The sequence below is a fragment of the Aureibacter tunicatorum genome (assembly GCF_036492635.1).
In the GTDB taxonomy this organism is placed as follows: Bacteria; Bacteroidota; Bacteroidia; order Cytophagales; family Cyclobacteriaceae; genus Aureibacter; species Aureibacter tunicatorum.
Genome location: NZ_AP025305.1, coordinates 4,469,391 through 4,496,047, shown reverse-complemented (window position 1 = coordinate 4,496,047; position 26,657 = coordinate 4,469,391). Strand labels below are relative to the sequence as shown.

Here is a 26,657-nt window from a genome sequence, read left to right as displayed (position 1 = left end):
GATATGGAAAAGATGACAAGGTCGGTGCGTTTGCTGAGTTTGTTGTGTTTCTTTCTTTTGATTCATCATTTCGCGAAGGCTCAAGTCCAGAAGGCTGAGTTTTTTTGGAATGAAGATCCAGGAGAAGGAAATGGCATACTTATGGAAGCCGTGGATGGAAGTTTTGATCAGAGCGTTGAGGCATTGATCAAAAATGAAGCATCTGTGCCTTCTCAAGATGGCGTACATCAATTGAATATACGTGTATATGATAAGAGCTTGGAACAATGGGGACCAGTGCTGACGACTATCGTCGTTGCCGGGAATACCAGTGCTCCGATTTTGAAGTATGAGAGAGAAGAATTTGAGACTTATGCGGGCATACCTGTTGATATTAGTTTGGATAAACTAGCCTATGAGGATAAGGACAGTCCAAAAGGGAGCATCTTTGTCATTCTCTCGGAAGGAGACAATTATACATTTGACGGGACTGTTGTCACTCCGGATTATGCGTTTGAAGGGATAATAAATGTTCCTGTCAAGTTATCAGATGGATTGAATGAATCCAATACGCATATTGTTCCTGTTAAAGTGAATCCTAAGCCTTCTACTGTTGTCAGGGCGGAGTATTATTGGGGAGAAGATCCCGGCGAAGGAAATGGGACAGCTATCGAAGCAAAAGATGGAAGTTATGATTCATTTGTTGAGATGTTAAGCGCTAAAGAGGTGGATATGCCTTCGGCGGGAGTGCACCAGTTTAGTATACGCGTACAAAACGAGATGCTCGAATGGGGACCTGCATTGACTACAATCATTGTAACAGGCAATACCAGCAAGCCTCTTCTTAAGTACGAACGAAAAGAATATATTACTTATGCAGGCGATGCTGTGGAGATCTTGCTTTCGGATCTTGCTGTAGAAGATAAAGACAGTGATATTTCCAGCTTGAGAGTAATACTGGAAGAAGGAAATGAATATACGATTGATGGCACGTCCGTTACGCCTAATTATACTGTGGAAGGCACAATCATAGTTCCGGTAAAGGTAACAGACGGCTCTAATGTATCTAATACTTTGAATGTGCCTATCATTGTAAAAAAACGTCCGTCTACAGTGGTTTCTGCAGAGTATTTTTGGAACAATGATCCGGGAGAAGGAAATGGTATTCCGTTTGCCGCAAAAGATGGGAATTTTGATTCATTTTCAGAAATGCTTCAAGCGAAAGATGTTGAATTGCCGTTTGAATCAGGTATTCATCAATTCAACATTAGGGTTAGAAATGAAATGTTGGAATGGGGACCAGTCTTAACTACTATTGTCGTCTTAGGCGATGTGGAAAACCACGGAGATGGTGTGCCGGTAATAACAGGACTTTCGAATCCATTAGTTATTGAGCAGAACGCTACTTTAGACCTTGCGTTAAACAATTTTGTTGTAACAGATTCAGATAGTGATTTTCCTGCTGATTTTACATTGACCATCATGGATGGTGATAATTATACTTTGCAGGACAATGCAATTACTCCAGATGCGGACTTTAATGGAACTTTAACTGTCAGAGCCAGAGTAAATGATGGCACTAATGATAGCAATATTTATCCGTTTAGCATAATAGTAAATGAAGCAATAAATCAGGCACCTATCATCACAGGTCTAGCAAATGATTTGTCGACAAATGAAAATACCGCTTTGACAATTGAGCTTTCAGACTTGACAGTTACGGATGCGGATAGTGATTATCCAACGGACTTTACCTTGACTGTATTGGACGGTGATAATTATACTGTTGAAGGTACTACGATCACGCCGGCTCAGGATTATGTTGGTGAGTTGAAAGTTAATGTAAAAGTTAATGACGGAATCAGCGACAGTGAAGAGTTTGAAGCTACAGTTACGGTGATTGATATCGTGGAAGAAGATGAAATCCCAGTCATCACAGGTCTTGCAAATGATTTGTCGACGAATGAAAATACTGCTCTTACGATTGAGCTTTCGGACTTGACAGTTACGGATGCGGATAGTGATTATCCAACGGACTTTACCTTGACTGTATTGGACGGTGATAATTATACTGTTGAAGGTACTACGATCACGCCGGCTCAGGATTATGTTGGTGAATTGACAGTTAATGTAAAAGTTAATGACGGCATCAGCGACAGTGAAGAGTTTGAAGCCACGGTTACGGTAATCGATATCGTGGAAGAGGATGAAATTCCAGTGATCACAGGTCTTGCGAATGACTTGTCAACGAATGAAAACACAGCTTTGACAATTGAGCTTTCAGACTTGACAGTAACAGATGCAGACAGTGATTATCCAACAGACTTCACGCTTACAGTGATCGACGGTGATAATTATACGGTTAATGGAACGACTATAACTCCAGCTCAGGATTATGTTGGAGAGTTGAAAGTTAATGTAAAAGTTAATGACGGTATCAGCGACAGTGAAGCATTTGAAGCTACGGTTACGGTAATCGATATCGTGGAAGAGGATGAAGTCCCAGTCATCACAGGTCTTGAGAATGATTTGTCGACGAATGAGAACACAGCATTGACCATTGATCTTTCTGACTTGACAGTTACGGATGCGGATAGTGATTATCCAACGGACTTTACCTTGACTGTATTGGACGGTGATAATTATACTGTTGAAGGTACTACGATCACGCCGGCTCAGGATTATGTTGGTGAATTGATAGTTAATGTAAAAGTTAATGATGGCATCAGCGACAGTGAAGTGTTTGAAGCTATGGTTACGGTAATCGATATCGTGGAAGAAGATGAAATCCCAGTGATCACAGGTCTTGCGAATGATTTGTCGACGAATGAGAACACAGCATTGACCATTGAACTTTCGGACTTGATAGTAACAGATGCAGACAGTAATTATCCAACAGATTTCACGCTTACAGTGATTGACGGTGATAATTATACGGTTAATGGAACGACAATCACTCCGGATCAAGATTTTGTTGGTGAATTGACAGTTAATGTAAAAGTTAATGATGGCATCAGCGACAGTGAAGTGTTTGAAGCTACGGTTACGGTAATCGATATCGTAGAAGAGGATGAAATTCCAGTAATCACAGGTCTTGTGAATGATTTGTCTACGAATGAAAATACTGCTCTTACGATTGAGCTTTCAGACTTGACAGTAACGGATGCAGATAGTAATTATCCAACAGATTTCACGCTTGTAGTGATTGATGGGGATAATTATACAGTTAATGGAACGACAATCACTCCGTCTCAGGATTTCATAGGAACATTGACAGTTAGCTTGAAAGTAAATGACGGCGTCAGCGACAGTGAAGTGTTCGAAGCTACGGTTACGGTTATCGATGTTATTGAACCAGATGAATTGCCTTTGATCTTAGCTTTCAAAGATGACTATGTATTGGGGACGGCTGAAAGACTGACTTTGAATATAGATGACCTGATCATCAAGAATGAAGGAAATGTTGACTTAAGCCAATGGCAATTAGTCGTGGAGGAAGGTCAAAACTATTCCAAGATTGATAATACCATATTTTTAAATGATGGTTTTGAAGGTACGGTTATCTCGGTTAATATGCATTTGACAAATGGCAGTTTGACTAGTGAATCTGCAGCTTTGGCGATTGGAGTTGTTCTTCATCAGTTGGAAATTGACAAAGCAAAAGATTCTTATGCCGTTGAAGAGGATATGCCTTTTGCATTGACTTTGGACTTGTTAGAAGTGCAGAATGCTGAATTATATTCCAATATATCAATCGAAATATTGGAAGGCGAAAATTACCAAATTTTGGACGGAGGGATCATCATGCCTTCCACAGATTTCAATGGGGAATTGGACATTCCAATCAGGCTTGTTTCAAATGAAAGCGAAAGTCCGATTTATGACTTCCCATTATTGGTAGTTCCTGTCAATGACAAGCCGGTGATAGTATCCGCTGATACTCTTGAAATGCAGCAAAACAAGACCTTGCAAATCACTCTGGAGGATCTTGAAATTTATGATGTGGATAGCCAGCCGGAGAAGTTCTTCATTAAAGTGCTTGAAGGAGCCAACTATACATTTGATGGTAATGAAATAGTGCCTTTTGAGAACTATCTTGGAGAATTGTCAGTGGCAATTCAGGTTTCGGATGGTGAGTCAGTAAGTGAAATTCGCTTTGTGAAAGTGAATGTGAAAGAAGGCGAAATTGTGGAGCCTACTTCAATCGAAGAAGTAATTTATAATATGAAAATCTACCCAAATCCAACTACAGAAAAATTGTATGTTGATTTTGAAGGGGCTGCAAACATGAAATTTGACATTTATGTTTTTGATGTGTCGGGCAAGTTATTAATTCATAAAATGGATAGTAATTTATCTAATGGAATAGAAGTTTCCTCTTTACCCGATGGAGTATATAGTTTACGTATTTTGGCTGATAAAACAGAAATATATAATTTTAAATTTGTTAAGAATTAAGCTAATTATTTTAACGCTAAAAAGCACGATTTTTCGTGCTTTTTTCTTTTGTCTACATTGAATTTTTATATTCATAAGAATTCGGTCTTGATGAGAATTTATATTTGATATAAATAACGGTATTTTTTCATTTTGTATTTTATCGTAAAAATATTTATTTATTTTTGATTGTTGATTTGCTTTTACCCTGAGTAAATTGACTTAAAAAGCTATTGTTTTGATTTTCATATCCTGTTTAAGGAATAATATTTTTTAGTTTAGTGTCATTTTAATATCGGCTTTATAGCTAGATAAAAAGGAATATTACAACTATATACTACTACTAAAATGAAAAATTACTTCTTATTAGGAATTAAGGAAAATCAAGACGCTTATACCAAAGCTAAGATTAAGGTTTGCAATCAAGTACTGTGGATGTGTTTGATGATAGGCTTTACTTATTCCTTTTTTATTTACGCTCACTACAAACCACTTGTGATTTATCCGGTGTTATTGTTCGCAATTTCAGCGACATTGTTGTTCATGAACAAGATGGGCATGTTTCAGATAGCAAGGTTCTTTGCGTCATTTCAAATGTTGACGCTTGCGACGATGTTTCAGGCTTCGATAGTGCAGGCTAATGAAGGTTTTTTGGTTTCGTTCTTTTGCTCGCAATTAGCGATGACGCTTATTCCGTGGTTGCTTTATGGGTTTAAGGAAAAAGGAATGTTGGCACTAACTTCAATGATATGCTACGGACTGTTATTCAGTCAGCAAGCTCTAAATGAGGTAATGGAAGTCAATGTGGACTCAACATTTTTCGCTCAGAGCTATTTGAATCCTATGACGTATATTTTCGCAATGGCGATATCAATCCTCTTGATTATACTAATGAAGACAGATAAAAGCGAGGTTGAAGCCAAGGTTTTGCAAAGTGTCTAGATAAGTTCTTCTAAATACGAAATTAAAGCGGGCTGTTCAGGTTCGCTTTTTTTATGCATTAACTTAAATAGGAGAATTTTTTGGAACTCAAATTCTATTGGAAAAATCATTTCAAAGCTGATTTTAATCTCTTTGGAAAGTAATAGCGCTTTTCCTATCTTCAAAATGATTAGACTTGACTTTGTTTTATCTCAAAATGATAAGAATTATGGCCGCTGATAAGGTGCTTGGAAGAATATTGATGGTGGATGATGACGAGGATGTGTTGTTCGCAGGTAAAATGCTGCTGAAGAAGCATGCGCAGGAAGTGACAATAGAGAAAAACCCTCAGAAGATTCCTTTTTTGCTTAACAACTACCAATATGATCTCATCTTGCTTGACATGAATTACACAGATGACACGGCAAGCGGCAAGGAAGGCATTTATTGGCTGGAAGAGATATTGGACCGTCAGCCTAATGCAAAGGTTGTGATGATTACAGCTTTTGGAGATGTCGAACTGGCAGTCAAGTCATTGAAAATCGGAGCTATGGACTTTGTGGTCAAGCCATGGGAAAACGCCAAGCTTATCGAAACGTTAAAATCTGCTCAAAACGCGGAAAGCATGGCAGCAAAGCAAGACGTGGAAGAGGAGAGTCAGGAAGAGGGGCCTATGAAGGGAATTGTGGGTTCTGGCGAATCTTTGAGAGAGATCTTCAGTATCATTGACAAAATTGCCGGCACGGATGCCAATGTATTGATATTGGGTGAGAACGGGACTGGAAAGGAATTGATAGCCAAAGCGATTCATGAACGATCGAAGAGAAAAGAGAAGGTCTTTGTGAATGTGGATATGGGAGCGATTACCGAGTCCCTTTTTGAAAGCGAGCTATTTGGCCATAAGAAGGGATCATTTACCGACGCACATGAGGATCGAAAAGGACGTTTTGAGCTAGCGCATGATGGAACGCTGTTTTTGGATGAAATTGGCAATTTGAGTTTGCCTTTGCAGGCTAAATTATTGACAGCATTGCAGAGACGAAAAGTAAGTCGTGTGGGTGATCACAAGGAAATAGATGTTAATATAAGGCTTATCGCTGCTACTAATGGGTCATTGCATGAGATGGTGGAGGATAAGACATTCAGGCAAGATTTATTGTATCGTCTCAATACTGTTGAGATTAGATTGCCGGCATTGCGCGAAAGAAAAGAAGACATTGAAGAGTTGGCCAAATTCTTTGTAAAAAGATATTGCAAAAAATACGATAAGAAGTCAAAGCAATTGCAAGCAGGGGCTTTAGCAAAGCTTGAGGAATATGCTTGGCCAGGAAATGTAAGGGAATTGCAGCATGCTATCGAAAGATCTGTGATCATGTGCGAGGATCAGTTTTTGCGCAAAGAAGATTTTTCGTTTTTGAGAACTGAGGCAAGCGATCGTCATGACATGGCATTTGACAATTATAACCTTGAAGAGATAGAACGAAAAGTGATCCAAGAGGCATTGGACAAGTACAAGGGCAATATTTCAAAGGCTTCAAGAGAATTGGGTATCACCAGAGCCGCATTGTACAGAAGATTGGAAAAGCATGGAATCTGATCGAGTTCGGAGTTGGGCGGAGAGGCTTTCCAACAATCGTGTCAATGGCCGTGAAGACTTTAGAAAGTCCGTTTTGATCAAGTTGGGCTTGTTTGCTCTGTGTGTTGCCATGATGGTTTATACCTTTTTTGGCGACTATGAATACTATGTGGTGATGGGAATGCTGGGCTTGGTCGTGGTGTTAGGTTATAAATTGGTTGTTTTTTTTGACGAGATAATCTCTGATGTGAAGCTTTTTGCGGACAAGCTTGTGGACAGCAAGAATAATCGACAGTTTTCCAGCAACGAGCAAGGCTCATTGCAAAACTATTTAGTCAATATTTACCAACAGCAACTTCGGCAAAATCAGCAAAAACAGAAAGTCAAGCAGTCCCAATTCAGCCATCTGAAAACGATCATACAGCATATAGAGATTGGCTTGATTTCTTTTGAGGAAAGCGGTAAGATACATATTTTCAATTCGGCGGCAAGGCAATTATTGAAATGCGGACAGCATAAGAATATCAATGAGTTGAAACCGATCAGCCTTTCTTTGGTCGATCAGTTTAAATCCTTGAAGACAGGTGGAAGGACTTTAGTAAAGATAGAACAAGAAGACGATACTATTCAACTTTCGATATTTGCGATAGAATTGAATTATATGGATCGTCCCGTTAAGCTTATAGCTTTGCAAAATTTGCAAACAGAGCTGGAGCAAAACGAAATGGAGGCTTGGAAAAAGTTGGTAAGAGTTCTTACTCATGAGATTATGAATTCGGTGACGCCAATTACTTCACTGTCCCAAACCATAGAGGACGAGATCATAGAGCTTCAGTCAAATGAAAGCAAGGAAGAAGACTTTGCGGAATCCATGGATGATATTCGAATGGCTGTCAAGACTATTGGAAAGAGAGGCAGAGGCTTGATTAGTTTTGTCAACGATTTTAAAAATATCACTCATATCCCGAAGCCTGATATCAGCAAAGAGAACCTTTTTGAGCTATTGGTAAATATTAAGACTTTGCATTTGGCGGAATTGCAAAAAGCCAATGTATCGTTGAATATTACGGATTTATCTCAAAGCCCTATAGTGGAAATTGACAAATCTCAGATTGAGCAAGTATTTATAAACCTTATTAAAAATGCTATTCAGGCGATGAAAATGGATGAGGCTAACAAGTATGTGAACGTTGTTGTCAAGGACGCTACAGATAAGGATATGCTGCAAGTAAATGTGAGTGACAATGGAAAAGGTATTGATGAGGATGCATTAGGGCGGATTTTTGTGCCGTTTTTTACTACAAAAAAAGAAGGCTCTGGAATTGGTTTGAGTTTGAGCAAGCAGATTATAAGACAGCACTTGGGCACAATATCAGTGAAATCCAAGCTGGGAGCGGGAACGGAATTTACGCTGAAGTTCAAGAAAGAAATCGCTGATGCGATAAATTAACAATAAAAAAGCCCATGAAGCTTAATTTGCTTCATGGGCTTTTATAATTTACGCGGTAGCGTTTTTGGTTTGAAGAGAAGTTTCCAGTTCTTCAATTCTTTTGAGATAGTCTATTTCTTTTCTCTTGAAGTCTTCTTGAGTTGCCAGAAGTTCTTCCATATTTTGTCTGATTTCCTCTTCTTGGCCTCTGAGTTCTTCGCTTTTTCGTTGACTGTCTTGAAGTAGAATCATTGTTTTCTCGTTGATTTTCACCATTGAGATAGAAGAAGCGATCATTTCGCAAAGCCTTTCGATAAATTGCAGCTTATACTCTTCAAAGTCCTTGAAGGATGCGATTTCGATGACACCCAAGACTTGGTTGTCTATTTTAATAGGGACAAGCAAGATATGCGAAGGAAGAGCTTCCCCCAGCCCGGAAGTGATTTTATAGTATGACTCCGGGATTTCGGTGATTAATGTCATTTGCTTTTCTAGGAAGCATTGGCCAACCAAGCCTTCTCCTGGTTTGACTTGTTTGTCAAGGTGTTTTTTCTTGCCAAATGCATAGCAACCTTTTAGGGTTAATAATGAGTCATCTTCCAAGTCGTCAATGACGAAAAGCATGCCTTGATTCGAACCGATATATTCAACTAGTTCCTTGATGATACTGTCGGATAAGATCGAAATATCTTGTTTTTCTTTTCTTATCAGTTCTGCGAATCTAGCTAAGCCTCCATCAATCCACTTTTGTATTTCATCCTTGTTTTTAAGTTCTAATAGAGAGTTTCTCATATCAATTAGAGAGTGCCCAAGTTCGTCATTTTCACTTACTTCAAGAGCAGCATCCATGTCGCCTTTTCCTATGCGGTGTGTGAAGTTGACATACTTTTTCACTCTTTCATTCATATTATGGAATGAATTAGCAATTTTATTAAACTCCAAAATGTCAATATTCATTGAGGTGTCTTGAAGAATTTTTCCAGAACTTAACTTATCAAGGTATTGGGTTACCAAGTGCAAATTCGCGGAAAATTTGTTGCTGAAGAAAGCTACTAATATGATGGATATTATTATGATACCCATTGCAATCCACCACATGCCGATCAATGAATCTGAAAGAGGGTTTAAAAGCTCGGTAATGGAAGTGTCTATCAATAAGACCCATTCACCACCTCTCAAAGGGAAATAGCTTAAAGACTTTTCCTCGCCATTGAATTCATAGTCAGATCTTCCTCCTTCATGCCTGTTATTGACTGTGGATGCCTCAAGATAGAATTGCCCCATTCCTTCGATATTTCTGAAATTTTTCCCACTATTTTTTCTGAAATTGTCGATGATGATTTGGCCATCCCTTTTCATAATCAGGATGTTATTATTTCCACCTATATCAAGTTCGGTAAAGTAATTTTTATAAGGCTCCCAATCAATTTGGAAAAAGAAAATACCCAGAGGACTGTCAGTTTTTTTGTCCATAATGATATGACTGAGCTCTAGTATTTCCTTACCGTCCTTGACGGTGATATTCCATTTGCCATATCTTCCGTCCAGCTTGTCCTGAACGGTTTGGACCATTTGTGTGTCTTCATCTAACTTGGTGATTCCATTGTCGGTAGAAAACATGATATTATGAGTCAAATCGGCAATTTGCAATTGGCTGTGGACCTGAGTAGCTAAGAAAGCGTCAAGGTGATCCATGACCAAGGTCGTGTCCACTTCTTCTTGAGCCAAGGCATTGATCAAGTAATAGTTTTCATACATCCCATACTTCCCAAAGTCCTCTATCCTTATGAAGATATTATTGATCAAGTGATCCATTCTTCGGCTCATTGCCGGGTTCAATTGTTCCTTGATAGTATCTTTAAGTATTTGTCTTGACTGGTAAAAATAGAATGACGAGGCTATCAATAATCCTATTACCACCAGTACGCCAAAAACAAGGACCATTCGCCCTTTCAGGTTGTTAAATAGCGTAGTCGTGTTCATATTTGATTTGAAGTAAAGTCGTACCCGTTTAGGGTAAAGTAATCTCTGTATTTGTATGCGTTATTGGAAAGCATGTGAGTGTAGATGATAAAATAGTAAAAAATTATTAAAAACTTTCATAAAATTATAAAAATATATTCTTATTTAGTAAAATATCATTGAAAAATATTAATGTACATTTATTTTGATTCTTACATATATGATGAAATGGTAGTGAGTGGATTAATGGACCATTAAAGAGATTTCAAGAATAATCGTAAAGAAATAATTGTTGATTTTGTGAGAAACCTTACATCAATTCGAAAAAATGTAAATTAAAAAATAAAGAAAGGAGCTGTTATTTATAAGCTCCTGATGAATATGTAAGCTCATAACTATGCGTGTAAATCTCGAAAACCACGCCAAATGGATCTTCTACATATACCATTTTGAAGGGCTTTTCGCCTGGGTAATATTCTCGTATTGGCATTCGTTGTTTTCCTCCAGCTTCCACAATTTGCTTGGTTAGCTCTTCGATGTTAGGGTCCTGCACGCAGAAGTGGAATAACCCCGTCTTGAATGGTTGAAAATCAGGCCTAGTATTTTTAGCTTCTTTGAATTCGAATAATTCGACGCCGATTCCGTCCGATGTGGCTAAATGGGCAATGCGAAAATTCTTCCACCCTGTGCCAAATACATCGATGCACATTTTGCCTATTGCGGTTTCGTTTTCTTCAGTTACTGTTTCAGGGCCCATGAGCAGGTACCAACCCATTACGCCTTGATAGAATTGTATCGCTTGATCCAAATCCGGCACAGTGATGCCAATGTGGGAAAAGGCTTTTGGATATGCTTGTTTTGTCATTGTAAAGAAAATTGCTTTGATTTTATAAGCGATTTCCTCATTCAATGTTTAAGATTAAGCTATATTTCAATGCATGCAATAAAAAAGCCTTCGCTATTGGCGAAGGCTTGATTTGTATTTACTTATTGCTTTTCTGCATCGGATTTGACTTTGAAGATGTTTTCTTTTTGTATAAGTCAAACCTTGAAGGCAGCATTTGTCTCGGATAGTAATTGTTGTCTTCATCGATGTCTGCTGTCTCTCGATTTGGATCTAGGATGAATTGGACAACTTCCTTGTCCCTAGCGATGACTTTAGTGACTTTTGCATTGTCATGTCTCCAAATTTCCGCAGGGATGGTCAATGTCTCTTCTGAGCCATCAGCATACTCCATTTTTAGGATGATCGGCATTGGCAAGCCTCCAATATTTTCAAACTCCAATTCATAGTAATTCATGTCAGGGTTGAAATATTGCTTTTCATCTTCATTAAGAGATTCTACGAAGGTTTTGTAGGCTTTGGTCTCAGAACTTGAAGTTTGGTAACGGTCGTAACGGTTATAAAAATCCGCTAAGTCCGGATCGTTCTCAAGCGCCGTTTTGAGTCCTTGGGACTTGTTTAGATCTTGGGTCTTGTTACTTAGATTTTTCTCGCGATTCTTTTTCTTGCTTAAGTTTTTTTCTTCAGGGCTTGCTGTTTCTGTTTTGTACCAGTTGACTTGGCTGATGGAAATGTCCACTGGATCGATTCCGTAAAACCAGCCTCTCCAATACCAATCCAGATCCATTCCTGAAGCATCTTCCATTGTCCTGAAGAAATCTTCAGGCTTAGGGTGTTTGAAAGCCCATCTTTCAGCATAAGTTTTGAATGCGAAGTCGAATAATTCCCTGCCCATGACAGTCTCCCTTAAGATAACTAAAGCTGTAGCCGCCTTGCCGTAAGCATTATTGAAATATTGCTTTACATTGTCTGACTGTGTCATAATAGGGCTTAAGGTCGAAGGATCGGAAGCCATATATTGAGCAATTTTATGAGCAGGGCCTCTTCTTGACGGATAATCGTCTTGAAATTCTTGTTCTGTCACAAATTGCAGAAATGTATTAAATCCTTCATCCATCCAAGCCCATTTTCTCTCGTCCGAGTTGACAATCATTGGAAAATAGTTGTGTCCCACCTCATGTATGATTATAGAGTGGACTCTGTATTTCATTGACTCGGAATAAGTGCCGTCTTTCTCGGTTCTCCCATTATTGAAGCATATCATAGGGTATTCCATACCATTGTCAGCTTCCACAGAGATCGCTACCGGGTAAGGGTAAGGTATCGTGTATTTAGAGTAAGTTCTAAGCGTATGGGCAACTACTTTAGTTGAGAATTTTTCATACAAGCCTTGAGCTTCTGCTGGGTAATAAGACATTGCTAAAACAGTGTCTCCATTAGCCATAGGCACTCCCATACCATCCCACATGAATTTTCTGGAGCTTCCCCAAGCGAAATCCCTAACATTCTCAGCTTTGTAAATCCATGTTTTGGTATCGCTCTTTTTTGTTTTGGCGATTTTCTTGGCTTCATCAGGAGTTCTGATGAACATAGGCTTAGTTGAACTTTTCGCTTGATTGTATCGGTCAAGCTCTTTCGTATTAAGAACCTCTTTAGGGTTTTGCAATAATCCAGTAGCGGCGATCATATGGTCGGAAGGCGCTGTGATATGAACTTCGTAGTCGCCAAATGTCAATGCGAACTCCCCAGCTCCCAAAAATGGCTTGTTCTGCCAACCGTTGACATCATCGTACACGCACATTCTAGGAAACCATGCTGTCATCGTGTATATGTAATTGTCTTCTTCCTTGAAGTGTTCATATCCGCCTCTGGCATGGTCTTTTGTCTTGTCATTGATATTATTCCACCAGTCGATATTGAAAGTATACTTTTTGCCTGGAGCTAATGGCTCAGGCAAGTCGACTCTCATCATGGTCTTATTAATCGTATGCGGGAGCTTCGCGCCATTTTCATCACTCACATTTGTGATATGATACCCATAGTCTTCATCATGCCCGACAATGAAAAATAGCTTAGATGCGCTCATGCGGTCATTCATTTTGGATGAATTCGCGACATACTCATCAGAGTCTTTTTTTCGTAGATTTTGGTCTAATTGTATCCAAAGGTAACTCAGATAGTCGGGAGAGTTATTTGTATACGTTATAGTTTCTTTGCCTTCTAGCCTTTGGCGATTGTCATCAAGCGTTGCTTTAATAACATAGTCCGCTTGTTGTTGATAATATTGATGTCCGGGAGCTCCGGCTCCATTTCTATAGACATTAGGTGTTGGGAGCAAAGGAGCTATTTCCTCAAAACCTCTGTCTTTGAGGTTGTCTTGAGCTAGGGAGGATAGCCCTAAGCCTAAAAACAGCATGCAGCCAAGGAGTTTTTTCATTAGTTTAGAGGTTAATTAGGTTACCAAAATTTTGCTGAAACGACAAGCATGGAGGCAAAAGCGATAATCGCTGAAGAAATGCTTATAGCCCAATCCTTGCGTTTGATGCCGATAATATTTGTCATGATTCCGGCAAACATTAAAAATATGAAAATCACCAAAACTTGCGCGGCTTCAATGCCAAGATTGAATCCTAGAAGCGGGGTGAAAATACTTTCTTCTTTCCCTAGCAATTGTCTAAGGTAGTTGGAAAATCCCATGCCATGCACCAAACCGAATATAAACACAAGGATTAGCTTGAAAAGTCCTTTGTCGCTATCCGAGGCTCTGACTCCTGCATTTTTAAGATTGCTTAAAGCCGCAAGAACGATGGTGACAGGAATAATAAATTCGACAAGTTCGGAGTTAATGGTAAACAGGTCGAATGTTGCCATGACTAAAGTGATGGAATGTCCAATAGTGAATGCGGTGACTAGCCACACAACATGCTTGAATTCCCTAAAAATAAAAGGGCAACATAGCGCCACTAGAAAAAGCAAATGGTCATAACCATCGATATCTAGAATATGATCGATTCCTAGTTTAAAATAAATTAAAAATTCTGACATAATTGAAAATAAATCTCTTCCACAATTTCGTTCTTCCTCTTAAATTTCGTAAAAATATTTAAAAATATTCATTTTATGCTCTCTACTAAGTTAAGTCTTGCCTTTTTTTACGCCATAATGTTGAATATGCATCCATTTTATATCAGCGTGATGCAAATTAATTATGACGAAGCTGAAAATTCATTGCAAATCTCAACAAGGATATTTGCGGATGATCTTGAGCTGGCTTTGTCAGAAAGAGGTGTGGAAGGTGTGGATTTACTCGATCATAGTCAAGAATTTTCTGATGAAGTGAAGGTTTATTTGCAAGATCGGCTTAAGTTTGACGTCAATGGAAAACCAGAAGAATTTGATTTTTTGGGTATTGAGCCTGATGGAGACGCTCTTTGGGTTTATATGGAGATTAATGGAGTTCGTAAGTTAAAAGACTTGAAAATAATGAATTCGATATTAACAGATGCTAGAAAAAAGCAGCAAAATATTGTAAAGCTGACGGTTGATGGTGAGAAAATGGTTTATAAACTTGATGAAAACAAAACAACAATCGAGTATGACGCAAAATAAAGAGATGTTGAAGTGCCCTTGCGGTTCGAATTTGAATTATTCTGAATGTTGCGGGAGAGCGCATAGAGATCAATCCATGGCAAAAACAGCTTTGCAATTGATGAAGAGTCGTTATTCTGCCTATGTATTGGGTAAAATCGATTATATAAAGCAAACCACGCATCCCAAAAAAAGAAAGTCGTATGACTTTGATCAACTAAAAAGGTGGTCGAAGGAATCCGAGTGGTGCGGACTGGAAATTCTCGATGCGGGAAGCAAGGATGAAAAGGTCACTAAAGATATTGTAAAGTTTAAAGCTAAATTTATTCAATCTCAGAAGATGCACGAACATGTTGAATTATCTCGTTTTGAGAAGAAAAAAGGGCTTTGGTATTATTTGGATGGAGATGTGAGTTAATAGTCGTCTGTGTCCGAATTTACTTCATTGATTGCATCCCAGATTAAGCTGGATTCATAGCCTTTGCTTGCCATGTGACGAAAAGTTTTGGCATTGTTAGTTCTTGTGTCACCTTTTTTTAATGAGCTAGCTTTTCGTTGGGCAAGTTTTATCATTTTATCCCAATAGGCTTCAGGAGAAATCTCATTTAACGCTTCTTTTATAAGATCATTAGGAATGCCTTTGAGCTTTAAAAACTGGCTGATTTTTATTTTTCCCCACCCGTTTTGATTGAATTTGCCTCGGACGATACTGCTTGCATATCTGTTTTCATCCAAGTATTTATTTTCAGTTAAATATGCAATGCAAGCTTCAATAACGTTAGAAGCAAGCCCAGAATCATTGAGCTTGCTTTCAACTTCTTTAACACATCTATCTTGATATGAACAATATTTAGCCATACTGAAAATGGCTTCTTTGAATGCTTTGTCTTCCATTTATTAGAATAATGGAGTTCCTTTGTATACATTGTTCTCTTCCAAAGGCAGTAAGGTACCTCTGAATTCAAATCGTTCTCCTCTGTTGCCAGTTATTCTCATGGTTGAAGTGCTTCCGTAATTGGCATTGATGAAAATTTGATAGCTTCCAATACTGGACATGGCGTCAATTCGGATGGAAACTGTTTTTTTGCCTTTGGTTATTTTATATTGAGATACTCTGCCATCAACAGTCAGTCCGCCTAATCCATTGTATCCAGGCCATGGAGCTGCTGGAAAAGCAAGTTGGATAGTTACATTTTCACCATCTGTAGCGAAGAAATTCAAATTTGGTTGAATAGGAGCTGATTGTCCACGTCTGCCTACAAGAGTATGAGCTTCTAATATAAAGTGCTTGGATTCTGCAATATCACTAGATTTTTGAAGATTCTCTTGTTGTTCTTTTTTACGCAACTCTTTTCTTTCTTGTTTGCTGAGTTTTTTATCTTCGTTTTGCGCGTATCCATTGAATCCAAAGGAAAAAATCAGCGCGATGATCAATAGATATTTCATAATGTTAGATTTTAGAATGCAAATTTTGTATTTCATTAATAATACAAATGTAATCAAGTAAACCCTAATCTAAATCTTGGTCAATGATATTTTTAACGTCAATTTGCATTCGAAGGGTTTACTATTTATCTAAAGTCTATGATAATCACAATCGTTAGGCTTTGAATTTTTCTCTCACTGTTTCAAGCGTATCGAATAGTTCATTAGGATCCAAGGATTCCACAAGTTTGGTCCTGAAAGGCTTGAAGTGGGCAATTCCTCTGAAGTAATTGGTATAATGCCTTCTCATTTCCAAGATCCCTTGGCGTTCTCCTTTCCATTCTATAGAAAGCTTCAAGTGTTCCACAGCTACATCAACTCTTTCATCCAATGTTGGAGGAGCTAATTTTTCGCCTGTTTTGAAGAAATGCTTGATTTCGCGGAATATCCAAGGGTATCCAATGGCAGCTCTACCAATCATGATTCCATCGACTCCGAATTTGTTCTTGTATTCCAAGGCCTTTTCAGGAGAGTCAATGTCGCCATTTCCAAATATTGGAATGTGGATGTCTTGCTGATTTTTAACATCCGCGATATATGACCAATCAGCCTCGCCTTTGTACATTTGAGACCTCGTTCTGCCGTGAATTGTCAATGCCTGAATACCGGCTCCTTGCAGCCTTTTCGCTACTTCTATTATTTTAATGGAGTCATGATCCCAGCCAAGTCTTGTCTTTACAGTTACTGGCAATTTCACTTGCTTGACAATCTCGGCGGTCATCTTTTCCATTTTTGGAATATCCTTAAGGATGCCTGCTCCAGCTCCTTTGCAAGCTACTTTTTTTACAGGGCAGCCATAATTGATATCTACCAATTCAGGAGCGGCTTCTTCCGCTCTCGCTGCGGCCATTCTCATCGAGTCGATTTTGTCACCGAATATTTGTATGCCTATAGGACGTTCTTCGTCATAGATGTCCAATTTTTGCAAGCTTTTAGCAGCATCTCTTATCAGACCATCAGAGGAAATAAACTCCGTATACATCAAGTCCGCGCCGTTTTTTTTGCAAACAGCTCTGAAGGGAGGGTCGCTGACATCTTCCATAGGTGCAAGCAACAATGGAAAATCCGCAATCTCTGTTTCTCCTATTTTTACCATTGACTTTTTAGAACTATATTTGAATCATATGAATGGAACTGACAAAAATAACGTATTTGGAAATTTAATCGTACAAAGATTGAGATTTATTGCCCCTTTTTTATTCATTTTAGCAGGGATGCTAACAATCGGCTCTTTTTTGGGGATTGCTTTTAGTCTTCCTTTGATGGGCTTTGATTTCGAAATTTTGCAACAGGTGTTGGCCGATCCCATAAATTATCCACAATATAAAAACGCTATACTTTTGATGCAAGCTGGCCAGTCTATTGGATGGTTGTTTGTAGCGCCTTGGCTTTATCTTAAATATGTGAAGCGAGTGAATCCTGTGGATTATGTTGGAGATCGAAGCGCTTCGATTAGCATGGTAGGATTAACGGTGTTGATTGGATTTTCGTTTATGATTTTTGACTCGGTGATAGTCGAGTGGAACAAGAGTTTGCAATTCCCTGAGTTTATGTCAGAGTTCCAACAGTGGGCAATGGAAAAGGAAAAAATGCTAGAGGAGTTGACTAAGTTTTTTACCGAGTTCAGTTCGTTCTCAAATTTTGCTATTGCCTTTGTTGTTATCGCTTTGATCGCTGGGATTGGAGAGGAATACTTGTTTAGAGGAGTTTTGCAGAAGCATTTTCAAGAGTACACCAAAAGCTATCATTTGGCGATTTGGTTGGCAGCGATTTGCTTTAGCGCCATACATATGCAATTTTATGGCTTTGTTCCTAGAATGCTGCTTGGGGCTCTTTTCGGGTACTTATATTATTATTCTGGCAATTTAATTTACCCGATAGTCGCGCACATTTTCAATAATGGATTAGTGGTGACTTTGACATATTTCGATCAAATAGGCTTGACTCATCTTGACCTTCAAAAAGAAGAAAGCGCTCCAATTTATGCTGTTGTTGCCGGCTTGCTAATTAGCATGATGGGTTTGAAAGCATTTAGAGCGCATTTCATGCAAAAGGAGTCTTAGATTATTGCTTTGAAGAGTTCTTTTGCCATAAGCTATCCGTGAAATAGCCCTCGCTGTCTATGAAGTTGTTGATTATTTTAAAGCCGGATTTCGAGGCAAGTTCTTCGATGTCGTCAAAACTATACTTTTGAGATACTTCGGTGAATATGCATTCGTCTTTTTCAAGTGCGAATTGCCAATTTAGATGCTTGAAAGTGACAATTTGTTTTTCTTCGCTGATCAAGTAGCTTTTCATGCTTCCGCTGATTGGATCATAAAAAGGGTAATGGCTGAATGATTGAATGTTGAAATCCGCCCCAAATTCCCGATTCATTCTTTCTAGGAGATTCAGATTGAAACGTTTGGTGATTCCATCCGGGTCATTGTAAGCATTTTGAATTATGCGAGGGTTTTTCTTCAAGTCTAAACCAACTAGAAACAAGTCTTTGGGAGAGAGCAATGAATTTATTTTTTCCAAAAATTCTGCGGCTTCAATGGGAAACATATTGCCAATATTTCCTCCCAGAAACAACAGGAGCTTTTGCTCGTCTGAACCTTGCTCTTGAGCTAAATAATCGAAGTAGTCTGAGCAAATCGCTTTAATCTCAATATCTTTGATTTCTGATGAAACATTTTTTTCCAATTCATCCAGAATATTTTGGGAAATATCTATGGGTTGGTATATAAAATCAATATTAGCTTCTTTGAAAGCTTTTAATAAATGAATGATTTTAGATCCATCACCTGCTCCCAACTCAATGATTTGAAGTTTTTTAGTTTTATCTATTTGCTTAGCCAACTGTTGAGAGTATAAAATGAGTATTTCCTCTTCCGCCTTGGTTGGATAATAATGCTCGCATCTCATGATTTCTTTAAATATCTCGTCTCCTACTTCGTCATAGAAAAACTTTGAAGAAATATGCTTGGGTATTTCACTCAGTCCATTTTTTATTTCTTGAGCATTTTGCAGATCGATTTGTGTTTCCACTAATGATTCATTGAGCTGATTCATGGTTGGAGATTTCGGTATGAAATTATTGTTAAAATGATTTATTATGAAATATTTATAAGCTGTTTTTGCATAAGCGAATACCCGTGAATTGCCACCTGTCTTCAGGTCTGAAGAAGTTTCGGTATGAATGTCTAATGTGGCTTTCAGGGGTAGCGCATGAGCCGCCTCTAAGAACCATTTGATTGATCATGAATTTGGCATTGTATTCCCCCAGAGCGCCTTTGGCTTTTTTAAAATTAGGGTAAGGTAGATATGAGCTTTGTGTCCACTCCCAGCAGTCCCCGATAAACTGAAATGAACTGAATGCGGGAGTTGGATGAAGTTGATCGCTTTCTAATAGGTTATGAACGTGATCATGGTCATTTAGAATTTTCTTGGCAGCGATTTCCCACTGATGCTCTGATGGCAAGCTCATGCCTGCCCAGTCAGCGAAAGCTTCAGCCTCAAAATAGCTTATATGGGTGACCGGAGCATGAGGATCTAATTCTTCTAGACCTGAAAGCGTGTATTCCATCCATTTTCCGTTGTCTTTTATCCAATAGTATGGTGACTTTATTTGGTTGTTTTGCACCCATTCCCATCCTTCGGAAAGCCAGTATTTGAATGTTTCATACCCTCCGTCTTCTATGAACTCCAAGTACTCTTTGTTGGTAACTAACCGGTCAGCTATGTTGTATTGTTTGACATAGACTTCATGGACAGGTTTCTCATTGTCAAATGAGAACTCCCCTTTGTCATTGGCTCCGATACTATATATTCCTGCGGGGATGTTGATGAACTTTAATTCTAATTGGTCTCTCTCTTTTTTATCTTCTCTATTTTCTTTCGAATTGTAGCTAGGCAAGGTAGGATTTTGGAAGAGTGAGTATTTAAGATCGGTTAAGAGCAGTTCTTGATGCTGTTGTTCGTGATTAAGGCCAAGAGTAACCAATTCTTGTATTTGGATAGAGTCTGTTGTAGAAATCAAATCCAGCATTTGTTCGTCTATAGCTTTCCGGTAAGCTATTACCTCTTGCACTGAAGGCCTGCTGATCAATCCTCTTTGATTTCTTGCCAATCTTTTGCCTTTGTGTTCGTAGTAACTGTTGAATAAGAATTCGAATTTTGGGTGATATATGTTATAGTTTGGAATGAACTCTTTCAGAATAAAAACTTCAAAGAACCAAGTGGTATGAGCCAAATGCCATTTGGGAGGACTTACAAACGTTTCAGCTTGAAGGTTGAAGTCTTCGTTTTGAAGTGGGAGGCAAAGGTTAAGCGTTTTTTTTCTTACGTTTAGGTATTCTTCAGATAGGGTCATTTCAATATTTGAGATCAAGTTTTGCATAGTGTTAGAAAAAAGCTCTTTATGTTCTAACAAAAATTCAGCCTTATTAAGAGAGGAATGTTAAAACTTTTTAAATTTATTTGTACTTATTCTAAATAAATATTAAGTTTGCAATGTAATCTTAGCTTGATCTTCTATGATGACTGATACAATCGAAAAATCTTCACTTCATACGGTTTTTTCAAACTCTAAAGGGACTTTGTTTCAATGCGATATCGAAATGAAATTCCATCTTGTTTTCAAAGGCGAGAAGTATGCGCTTAGAGTTTGTGATTTTTTGAAATTCAAAAGATATATTCAAAGTATTGATTTGGAAGCAAAACTTGCTTCACCAGCGCCTGAAGATGATTTGGAAATTGTTTTTATCTCAGGTTCAGATAGATGCATGCTTTTGGATATGGAGGATTTGATTAGTCTCAGGGATTTATTGGAAGGCGGAATGACCATGCTTCAGTTGAATAGTATATTAGTCGAAAAGCTTGGGAATGTTTCTTTAGTTGCTGAACATTGCTAAACTCGCAACTTTTCATCTTAGTTATTGTTAGTTCTTTATTAACTAAGCGGCTTTTTTAAGAGTTAGATTTAATATAAATTATTGGATTCTCAATAGTTTGTCGTCGTTTTTGCTCTTTTAACCGTATTTTAAATAAAAGAATTAAAAACTAAGAAATGAAAGATTTATTAAGCATAGAAAAATCGTTGACAGAAGATGTAGAGTTGGCGTTGAACAAGCAGATTGCAATGGAAGCTGGAGCTTCCGCTTCCTATCTTGCTATGGCGAGTTGGTGCATGGCTAATGGATTTGACTTGGCTTACGAGTATTTTATCAAGCAATCGGATGAGGAAAGAGAGCACATGAAGAAATTGTTCAGATATGTGAACAACATGGGTGGGCTTGCTCATTCGCCGCAAGTAGGCAAAGTAAGAGAAGATTTTGACAGCTTGAGGGAAGTTTACGAGTATATGTTGAGTCAAGAGATTGCGGTGACGCAAGCGATCAATAATTTGGTGGATTTCTGCATGAAGCATAAAGACTATTCTACTGTGGAATACCTTAACTGGTTCGTGAAAGAGCAAAGAGAAGAAGTCTTCATCTCAAGACGAGCATTGAAGTTGTTCGACCTTATGGGACAAGATGGATTGGGGCTATATGAAATTGAAAAGGCTGTGACACAATTGAAATTCAAAGAATAGAAGAATTCTAGTAATATTTTAAAAGCTATCATCAATATTGGTGATAGCTTTTGTTTTGTTAGGCGATATGTGTTTATTTTCAGTATGAGGTATAAGCTGATTTAATATCAATTATTAGTAAATGAATTTTAAATTAGGTTATTTTACCAATTAATTTTTTTCAACCATAATCCGGACACATATGAAAGAGTGGGTGGTCGCATATAATACGCAAGATCAGATTAGAGCCGAGATGGTCAAAGATTTGCTGTTGCAGAAAGGTATAGCCGCAGTGGTGGTGAATAAGATGAGCTCTCCTTATCAGATGTTTGGCGAGTATGAAGTTAAAGTGAATGTGGATCAAATCTTAAAAGCAAAAGGATATATAGAGCATGTCGATTTTGAGTAAGTTTAATAATCTAACCCAAAGAATCATTACGGGAATAATAGGAGTAGTGATATTGATTAGTGGGATTTATTGGGATGAGTGGACCTATTTTTTGCTGTTTTTGACGCTTTGCATATTTACTCAAAGAGAATTTTATAAGCTTGTGGGCATAGATGGCCAAATACCGCTTAAGACATTCGGCACGTTTTGCGGAGCCGTGCTTTTCACATTGATATTTTTGATAGAAAAAGGCTCAATTGACTCCAAGTATTTGTTCGCTATATTTCCGCTATTGTCAGTTTCCTATTTAGTGAAGCTGTATAAAAAAGACGAAAAGAAACCTTTCACGAATTTGGCATTCACATTCATGGGGATTGTTTATATCGCTGTTCCTATATCGTTGATCAATGTGATTGCATTCTCACAAGGAGGAAAGTATGAATGGCAAATGATTGTGGGGCTTTTGTTGTTATTGTGGGCAAGCGATACTGGGGCTTATTTCGCAGGAGTGAATTTTGGCAAACGAAAACTATTTGAAAGAGTTTCTCCTAAAAAGTCATGGGAAGGCTTTTTTGGCGGAGCCTTGCTTTCTTTGGGAATCGCATGCTTGATCAGCTTGTATTTCACAAACTTGGCTTTGTGGGAGTGGCTTTGCCTATCGGTGATTACTATCATTGCGGGCACTTACGGAGATTTGGTTGAATCGCTATTCAAGAGAAGCATATCAATCAAAGATTCGGCTTCCAGCATTCCTGGTCATGGAGGTTTTTTGGATCGATTTGACGGTTTATTGTTGGCTACGCCATTTATCGTGGCCTTTTTAAAACTTTTGTGATCGTTTTAGTTAATAATTTTAAAAAAAAACGTTGATATTAGGAACAAATTTATAATTTAGCGCTTAAAATCAACATCATTTTTACCTATATTATTATGTCATACATTGAACCAGCACCGATAAAGGATAAGGAAAACCCTTTTGAATCAATGATGAAACGCTTCAAGCAAGCTTCGCATTCATTGGGGTTAGATGACGAAATATACAATGTATTGAAGTCTCCGGACAAGCAAGTGATTGTATCGTTGCCAGTAACCATGGATGATGGAAGTATCAGGGTATTTGAAGGGTACCGTGTGATTCATTCAAACATTTTGGGGCCTACAAAAGGTGGTGTTCGTTATGATATGGGAGTTAATCTGGATGAGGTAAAAGCCTTGGCCGCGTGGATGACTTGGAAATGTGCAGTAGTGGATATCCCATATGGTGGAGCCAAAGGTGGTATTCGTTGCAATCCAAGAGAAATGTCGGCTGGCGAGATCGAAAGATTGACTAGATCATATACGACTGCCATGAACGATATATTCGGACCAGACAAGGATATTCCCGCGCCGGACATGGGTACGGGCCAAAGGGAAATGGCTTGGATGATGGATGAATATTCAAGAAATCAAGGAAAGACTGTTACTGGAGTAGTTACTGGAAAGCCGCTATTCCTTGGAGGGTCATTGGGAAGAGAAGAAGCAACAGGTAGAGGCGTGATGATTTCTGCTCTTGCTGCGATGGAAAGAATGAAGATAAATCCTTACAAAGCTACTGTGGCTGTGCAAGGGTTTGGAAATGTAGGTTCTTTTGCTTCTTTGCTATTGGAAGAGCGTGGAGCTATGATTGTCGCTGTGAGCGATATTAGCGGAGCTTACTATAACAAAAATGGAATCGACATCAAAAAGGCCATAGAATATAGAAATTCAAACGGCGGAACGATGGAAGGCTTTGAAGGAGCTGAAAAGATTGGCGGATCAGATATATTGACTTTGGATGTGGATGTGTTAGTGCCTGCTGCGAAGGAGGATGTGATCACGACCAGAAACGCGGCGGATATCAAGGCAAAGCTTATTGTCGAAGGAGCTAACGGCCCTACTTCAGCGAATGCTGACCAAATTATCAATGACAAAGGCATCGTTGTGGTGCCGGATATTTTGGCTAATGCTGGAGGTGTGACAGTGTCTTACTTCGAGTGGGTGCAGAACAGACTTGGATACAAGTGGACTAGAGAGCGTGTGAATAGAAGGTCTGACAGAACGATTAGAGCAGCGTTCAGCAATGTTTGGGCTACTTCTGAGGAGTACGGAGTGTCTTTGAGAATCGCAGCTTACATTGTTGCTATTGACAAAGTCGCTAAAGCTTACAAGTTCAGAGGCGGTTTCTAGATTGAAAATATTTTAGTATTAATAAAAAAACAAGCGTCAGAATAGACGCTTGTTTTTTTATTAAGAAAATTTTCGATTACATTGCGAGCGTAATTGTGCGGAAGATTTGGAGTTGTTTGATCATTATCGTTTCTAGTGAGCGTTACTGCTCAAAAAACTTATTTTCTTTGGTGAATTATTCTTAATGAATTGCTGAGTCTTTCAATATTTGGATGAAAAAAAAGGGGATATTAATAGTAAACTTGGGAACGCCAGATAGTCCTAGTGTTCCTGATGTTAGAAAATACCTTAGGGAGTTTTTGATGGATGGAAGAGTGATTGACATTCCGTTTTTATCAAGATGGATGCTGGTCAATTTGATTATCGCGCCATTTAGAGCTCCAAAGTCAGCCAAAGTGTATGAAGAGCTGTGGGATGAAAGAGGCTCTCCCTTGCTTTATTACGGCGAAGACGTGGTAAAAGCTTTGAAAGAAGAATTGCCAAATGAGTATGAGGTTGAGCTTGCAATGAGATATCAATCTCCAAGCATTGAGAACGGATTGCAGGCGTTAAAATCCAAATGCGTCAGCGAGATTTTGGTATTGCCGTTGTTCCCTCAATATGCTTCGGCTACGACAGGATCTGTGGTCCAAAAAGTTAATGATATCGTCAATACTTGGCAGGTTATTCCATCGATCAAGTTTGTGAATCAGTTCTTGGAAGAAGAATCATTCATGGATGCGTTGACAATCGTGGCGAAGAAATATGTGGAAGAAGAGAAATATGACCATTTCTTGTTTAGTTATCACGGATTACCTGAAAGGCAAATTCATAAAGCTTCTGTGGATGGTTATTGCAAATTAAATGACAAATGTTGTAGTACTTTTCACAAAAAAAACCAATATTGCTACAGGGCTCAGTGTTTTGAGACTTCGAGGTTATTAGCTTCGCGTTTGGGGATTGAAGAGGAAAACTATACGGTATGCTTCCAATCCAGGCTTGGTAAAGATCCATGGATTCAACCCTATGCGGACGACTTGTTGAAAGAGCTTCCAAAACAAGGCAAAAAAAGAGTCTTGGCCTTTTCGCCTTCGTTTGTAGCCGATTGTTTGGAGACAACGATCGAGGTCGGTGAAGAATTTAAAGAGGAGTTCATTGATGCTGGCGGCGAGAAATGGGACTTAGTGGAAAGTCTTAATAATCACCCGCTTTGGATAAATTGTTTGAAAGAGATTATTCTTAAAAATACCTAATAAACCTTTACTATAGACAATATATAGTAATGCATAGGGGAGCAAATCGCTCCCTTTTTTATTTCCATTAAAAAATATAATCCTGCCAATTTTTGCGTTTTAAATATTGTGTGAAATAAACTTGTAGCGTGTTTTTGGGTTTCAAGGATAGTATTTTACTCTAGGGGATATTTCTTTAAATTAAAATTGGAAAAGGGGATGAAGGAGAAAGCATGGCTATTGAAGTTTTTTGTAGTTGGTATGGCGGGTATGTTGTTCATGGGCTGTCAGGGTAATGACGATACGAATAATACCGACTTTGAAGATCTTTCTCATTATTACAGAGACATTCAAAATCTCAAGATAGAAGTGGCTTATGAAAAAGGCGCGGAACCTTACTCAAACATGACAAATGGAGATTATTGGGATTTTACGAGTGAAAACATAGCCGCTTTGTTTTCCAATGAAATGTTGAAAGTCGATGTCGACAATGAAGCTGGAGATATGCTTGAGTTGCCTGCCCAGAATAAAGAGTCTTTCTCCGCGGAGGATTTGTTGAATTTATGGAGAGCGAATTTTAGCACATCTAATACGCCTACGGACGCTTATTTATACCTTTTGTTTGTTGATGGTTTTTTTCAGGATACCGATGGGCAAAATTTAGAAGGTGTCATAGGTGTAAACATCACAGGCACTCCGGTAACTGCTGTTTTTATGCCTGTAGTGGAGAGGTCCAGCAGGTTGTTGCCTACAAGGGCATTTGTAGAGCAGACAACTGTCATTCATGAAATGGGGCATGCTGTGGGCTTAGTGAATAATGGGGTGCCATTGACTTCCGAACATCAAGATGTAGAGCATGGCGCGCATTGCACCAATCAAGAGTGTGTTATGTATTGGTTGAATGAAGGCGTTGCTGATATGATTGCTTATATTCAAAGGTTTCAAGAGACAGGCTCAAAGGTAATATTTGGAGATGAGTGCTTGAAAGATACTAGGTCATATAGGCCTTAGAGTCAAACAAAAATAGAATAATAAAGCGGAAGGCTTTAGCGTTAAAGTGGTGTCACAAAACCTATTT

Annotated in this window: 23 protein-coding genes; 14 read left to right on the top strand and 9 right to left on the bottom strand. The window is 38.5% G+C overall.

Going from position 1 to position 26,657, the window contains the following annotated elements:
- Window positions 1–3 precede the first annotated feature (3 nt).
- From AABK36_RS18940 to AABK36_RS18925, 4 genes are all read left to right on the top strand, one after another.
- The gene (locus AABK36_RS18940; protein ID WP_338390297.1) at window positions 4–4,437 is read left to right on the top strand and encodes a T9SS type A sorting domain-containing protein; all 4,434 of its coding nucleotides are present in this window, start codon (window positions 4–6) and stop codon (window positions 4,435–4,437) included.
- 327 nt (window positions 4,438–4,764) lie between these two features.
- Window positions 4,765–5,358, top strand: coding sequence for a hypothetical protein (locus AABK36_RS18935; protein WP_309936719.1), 594 nt, complete (start codon window positions 4,765–4,767; stop codon window positions 5,356–5,358).
- A 208-nt stretch (window positions 5,359–5,566) separates the two neighbouring features.
- Window positions 5,567–6,934: a sigma-54-dependent transcriptional regulator gene (locus tag AABK36_RS18930; protein WP_338390296.1), complete on the top strand. Its 1,368-nt coding sequence runs from the start codon at window positions 5,567–5,569 to the stop codon at window positions 6,932–6,934.
- The gene (locus tag AABK36_RS18925) at window positions 6,924–8,363 is read left to right on the top strand and encodes a sensor histidine kinase (protein ID WP_309936717.1); all 1,440 of its coding nucleotides are present in this window, start codon (window positions 6,924–6,926) and stop codon (window positions 8,361–8,363) included. The genes AABK36_RS18930 and AABK36_RS18925 overlap by 11 nt, the downstream gene beginning before the upstream one ends.
- A 48-nt stretch (window positions 8,364–8,411) precedes the next feature.
- On the opposite strand, the gene AABK36_RS18920 is transcribed toward AABK36_RS18925, so the two are convergent.
- From AABK36_RS18920 to AABK36_RS18905, 4 genes are all read right to left on the bottom strand, one after another.
- On the bottom strand, window positions 8,412–10,325 hold the full coding sequence (locus AABK36_RS18920) for a GAF domain-containing protein (protein WP_309936716.1): 1,914 nt from the start codon (window positions 10,323–10,325) through the stop codon (window positions 8,412–8,414).
- A 337-nt stretch (window positions 10,326–10,662) separates the two neighbouring features.
- Window positions 10,663–11,169, bottom strand: coding sequence for a lactoylglutathione lyase family protein (locus tag AABK36_RS18915; protein ID WP_309936715.1), 507 nt, complete (start codon window positions 11,167–11,169; stop codon window positions 10,663–10,665).
- Between the two features lie 118 nt (window positions 11,170–11,287).
- On the bottom strand, window positions 11,288–13,585 hold the full coding sequence (locus AABK36_RS18910) for a M1 family metallopeptidase (RefSeq protein WP_309936714.1): 2,298 nt from the start codon (window positions 13,583–13,585) through the stop codon (window positions 11,288–11,290).
- 20 nt (window positions 13,586–13,605) lie between these two features.
- The gene (locus AABK36_RS18905; protein WP_309936713.1) at window positions 13,606–14,193 is read right to left on the bottom strand and encodes a HupE/UreJ family protein; all 588 of its coding nucleotides are present in this window, start codon (window positions 14,191–14,193) and stop codon (window positions 13,606–13,608) included.
- 75 nt (window positions 14,194–14,268) lie between these two features.
- Here AABK36_RS18905 and AABK36_RS18900 point away from each other — a divergent pair, with 75 nt between their 5' ends.
- The gene (locus AABK36_RS18900) at window positions 14,269–14,757 is read left to right on the top strand and encodes a DUF6702 family protein (RefSeq protein ID WP_309936711.1); all 489 of its coding nucleotides are present in this window, start codon (window positions 14,269–14,271) and stop codon (window positions 14,755–14,757) included.
- The gene (locus AABK36_RS18895) at window positions 14,744–15,154 is read left to right on the top strand and encodes a YchJ family protein (RefSeq protein WP_309936710.1); all 411 of its coding nucleotides are present in this window, start codon (window positions 14,744–14,746) and stop codon (window positions 15,152–15,154) included. Before AABK36_RS18900 ends, AABK36_RS18895 begins: the two co-directional genes overlap by 14 nt.
- Here AABK36_RS18895 and AABK36_RS18890 read toward each other — a convergent pair.
- From AABK36_RS18890 to dusB, 3 genes are all read right to left on the bottom strand, one after another.
- A complete protein-coding gene (locus AABK36_RS18890) occupies window positions 15,151–15,630 on the bottom strand; it encodes a regulatory protein RecX (protein WP_309936709.1) in 480 nt (159 codons plus the stop codon). The genes AABK36_RS18895 and AABK36_RS18890 overlap by 4 nt on opposite strands.
- Window positions 15,631–15,633: 3 nt before the next feature.
- Window positions 15,634–16,182 (bottom strand): DUF4251 domain-containing protein, encoded by a 549-nt coding sequence (locus tag AABK36_RS18885; RefSeq protein WP_309936708.1) that lies wholly within the window; start codon window positions 16,180–16,182, stop codon window positions 15,634–15,636.
- A 154-nt stretch (window positions 16,183–16,336) separates the two neighbouring features.
- A complete protein-coding gene (gene dusB, locus AABK36_RS18880; protein WP_309936707.1) occupies window positions 16,337–17,317 on the bottom strand; it encodes a tRNA dihydrouridine synthase DusB in 981 nt (326 codons plus the stop codon).
- A 28-nt stretch (window positions 17,318–17,345) separates the two neighbouring features.
- Between dusB and AABK36_RS18875 the strand changes: the two genes are divergently transcribed.
- Window positions 17,346–18,284: a CPBP family intramembrane glutamic endopeptidase gene (locus tag AABK36_RS18875; RefSeq protein WP_309936706.1), complete on the top strand. Its 939-nt coding sequence runs from the start codon at window positions 17,346–17,348 to the stop codon at window positions 18,282–18,284.
- A gap of 1 nt (window position 18,285) precedes the next feature.
- Here the strand turns inward: AABK36_RS18875 and AABK36_RS18870 are convergent, their stop codons facing one another.
- Together AABK36_RS18870 and egtB are read right to left on the bottom strand one after the other, a co-directional pair.
- Window positions 18,286–19,275: an L-histidine N(alpha)-methyltransferase gene (locus tag AABK36_RS18870; RefSeq protein ID WP_309936705.1), complete on the bottom strand. Its 990-nt coding sequence runs from the start codon at window positions 19,273–19,275 to the stop codon at window positions 18,286–18,288.
- Between the two features lie 52 nt (window positions 19,276–19,327).
- On the bottom strand, window positions 19,328–20,602 hold the full coding sequence (gene egtB / locus AABK36_RS18865) for an ergothioneine biosynthesis protein EgtB (RefSeq protein ID WP_309936704.1): 1,275 nt from the start codon (window positions 20,600–20,602) through the stop codon (window positions 19,328–19,330).
- Between the two features lie 136 nt (window positions 20,603–20,738).
- Between egtB and AABK36_RS18860 the strand changes: the two genes are divergently transcribed.
- The 7 genes from AABK36_RS18860 (at window position 20,739) to AABK36_RS18830 (ending at window position 26,590) form a co-directional block, all read left to right on the top strand.
- Window positions 20,739–21,116 (top strand): DUF6686 family protein, encoded by a 378-nt coding sequence (locus tag AABK36_RS18860; RefSeq protein ID WP_309936703.1) that lies wholly within the window; start codon window positions 20,739–20,741, stop codon window positions 21,114–21,116.
- A 155-nt stretch (window positions 21,117–21,271) separates the two neighbouring features.
- Entirely contained in the window at window positions 21,272–21,796 is a 525-nt protein-coding gene (locus AABK36_RS18855) for a ferritin (protein WP_309936702.1), read from the top strand.
- A gap of 181 nt (window positions 21,797–21,977) precedes the next feature.
- The gene (locus tag AABK36_RS18850) at window positions 21,978–22,184 is read left to right on the top strand and encodes a putative signal transducing protein (protein WP_309936701.1); all 207 of its coding nucleotides are present in this window, start codon (window positions 21,978–21,980) and stop codon (window positions 22,182–22,184) included.
- On the top strand, window positions 22,168–22,998 hold the full coding sequence (locus AABK36_RS18845) for a phosphatidate cytidylyltransferase (RefSeq protein WP_309936700.1): 831 nt from the start codon (window positions 22,168–22,170) through the stop codon (window positions 22,996–22,998). The genes AABK36_RS18850 and AABK36_RS18845 overlap by 17 nt, the downstream gene beginning before the upstream one ends.
- Window positions 22,999–23,093: 95 nt before the next feature.
- Window positions 23,094–24,368, top strand: a complete 1,275-nt coding sequence (locus AABK36_RS18840) for a Glu/Leu/Phe/Val family dehydrogenase (protein WP_309936699.1) — start codon at window positions 23,094–23,096, stop codon at window positions 24,366–24,368.
- A 212-nt stretch (window positions 24,369–24,580) separates the two neighbouring features.
- Window positions 24,581–25,600, top strand: coding sequence for a ferrochelatase (gene hemH, locus AABK36_RS18835; protein ID WP_309936698.1), 1,020 nt, complete (start codon window positions 24,581–24,583; stop codon window positions 25,598–25,600).
- A 198-nt stretch (window positions 25,601–25,798) separates the two neighbouring features.
- A complete protein-coding gene (locus tag AABK36_RS18830) occupies window positions 25,799–26,590 on the top strand; it encodes a hypothetical protein (protein WP_309936697.1) in 792 nt (263 codons plus the stop codon).
- Window positions 26,591–26,657: the final 67 nt, after the last annotated feature.

Coding starts and splice junctions, on each gene's coding strand:
- AABK36_RS18940 (WP_338390297.1), top strand. CDS start 4: ATGGAAAAGATGACAAGGTCGGTGCGTTTGCTGAGTTTGTTGTGTTTC.
- AABK36_RS18935 (WP_309936719.1), top strand. CDS start 4,765: ATGAAAAATTACTTCTTATTAGGAATTAAGGAAAATCAAGACGCTTAT.
- AABK36_RS18930 (WP_338390296.1), top strand. CDS start 5,567: ATGGCCGCTGATAAGGTGCTTGGAAGAATATTGATGGTGGATGATGAC.
- AABK36_RS18925 (WP_309936717.1), top strand. CDS start 6,924: ATGGAATCTGATCGAGTTCGGAGTTGGGCGGAGAGGCTTTCCAACAAT.
- AABK36_RS18920 (WP_309936716.1), bottom strand. CDS start 10,325: ATGAACACGACTACGCTATTTAACAACCTGAAAGGGCGAATGGTCCTT.
- AABK36_RS18915 (WP_309936715.1), bottom strand. CDS start 11,169: ATGACAAAACAAGCATATCCAAAAGCCTTTTCCCACATTGGCATCACT.
- AABK36_RS18910 (WP_309936714.1), bottom strand. CDS start 13,585: ATGAAAAAACTCCTTGGCTGCATGCTGTTTTTAGGCTTAGGGCTATCC.
- AABK36_RS18905 (WP_309936713.1), bottom strand. CDS start 14,193: ATGTCAGAATTTTTAATTTATTTTAAACTAGGAATCGATCATATTCTA.
- AABK36_RS18900 (WP_309936711.1), top strand. CDS start 14,269: ATGCTCTCTACTAAGTTAAGTCTTGCCTTTTTTTACGCCATAATGTTG.
- AABK36_RS18895 (WP_309936710.1), top strand. CDS start 14,744: ATGACGCAAAATAAAGAGATGTTGAAGTGCCCTTGCGGTTCGAATTTG.
- AABK36_RS18890 (WP_309936709.1), bottom strand. CDS start 15,630: ATGGAAGACAAAGCATTCAAAGAAGCCATTTTCAGTATGGCTAAATAT.
- AABK36_RS18885 (WP_309936708.1), bottom strand. CDS start 16,182: ATGAAATATCTATTGATCATCGCGCTGATTTTTTCCTTTGGATTCAAT.
- dusB (WP_309936707.1), bottom strand. CDS start 17,317: ATGGTAAAAATAGGAGAAACAGAGATTGCGGATTTTCCATTGTTGCTT.
- AABK36_RS18875 (WP_309936706.1), top strand. CDS start 17,346: ATGAATGGAACTGACAAAAATAACGTATTTGGAAATTTAATCGTACAA.
- AABK36_RS18870 (WP_309936705.1), bottom strand. CDS start 19,275: ATGAATCAGCTCAATGAATCATTAGTGGAAACACAAATCGATCTGCAA.
- egtB (WP_309936704.1), bottom strand. CDS start 20,602: ATGCAAAACTTGATCTCAAATATTGAAATGACCCTATCTGAAGAATAC.
- AABK36_RS18860 (WP_309936703.1), top strand. CDS start 20,739: ATGATGACTGATACAATCGAAAAATCTTCACTTCATACGGTTTTTTCA.
- AABK36_RS18855 (WP_309936702.1), top strand. CDS start 21,272: ATGAAAGATTTATTAAGCATAGAAAAATCGTTGACAGAAGATGTAGAG.
- AABK36_RS18850 (WP_309936701.1), top strand. CDS start 21,978: ATGAAAGAGTGGGTGGTCGCATATAATACGCAAGATCAGATTAGAGCC.
- AABK36_RS18845 (WP_309936700.1), top strand. CDS start 22,168: ATGTCGATTTTGAGTAAGTTTAATAATCTAACCCAAAGAATCATTACG.
- AABK36_RS18840 (WP_309936699.1), top strand. CDS start 23,094: ATGTCATACATTGAACCAGCACCGATAAAGGATAAGGAAAACCCTTTT.
- hemH (WP_309936698.1), top strand. CDS start 24,581: ATGAAAAAAAAGGGGATATTAATAGTAAACTTGGGAACGCCAGATAGT.
- AABK36_RS18830 (WP_309936697.1), top strand. CDS start 25,799: ATGAAGGAGAAAGCATGGCTATTGAAGTTTTTTGTAGTTGGTATGGCG.